At 63.7% G+C, this 681-nt stretch carries 1 rRNA gene; it reads left to right on the top strand.

The features are described from left to right. Positions 1-681 (top strand): 23S ribosomal RNA (locus ACYQ0J_RS09935); the annotation flags it as partial.

Here is a 681-nt window from a genome sequence, read left to right on the forward strand (position 1 = left end):
GACAGCCAGGAGGTTGGCTTAGAAGCAGCCATCCTTTAAAGAGTGCGTAATAGCTCACTGGTCGAGTGACGCTGCGCCGAAAATGATCGGGGCTTAAGCCCAGCGCCGAAGCTGCGGGTCTGGGGGGCGACCCCCAGGCGGTAGGGGAGCGTTCCCGATGCCGAGGAAGGCCGACCCGCGAGGGCGGCTGGAGGCAAGGGAAGTGCGAATGCCGGCATGAGTAACGATAAACAGGGTGAGAATCCCTGTCGCCGTAAGCCCAAGGGTTCCTACGCAATGGTCGTCAGCGTAGGGTTAGGCGGGGCCTAAGGTGAGGCCGAAGGGCGTAGCCGAAGGGCAGCCGGTTAATATTCCGGCCCTTCCCGCGGGTGCGATGGGGGGACGCTCTAGGCTAGGGGGACCGGAGCCATGGCTGAGCCCGGCCAGAAGCGCAGGGTGGGGGGTAGGCAAATCCGCTCCCCAAAAGCTCTGCGTGGTGGGGAAGCCCGTGAGGGTGACAACCCCCCGAAGCCAGGGAGCCGAGAAAAGCCTCTAAGCACAACCCGTGGGAACCCGTACCGCAAACCGACACAGGTGGGCGGGTGCGAGAGCACTCAGGCGCGCGGGATAACCCTCGCCAAGGAACTTTGCAAGTTAGCCCCGTAACTTCGGGAGAAGGGGTGCTCTCTGGGGTGATGAGCC

This window comes from Thermus sp. FJN-A (assembly GCF_054655095.1).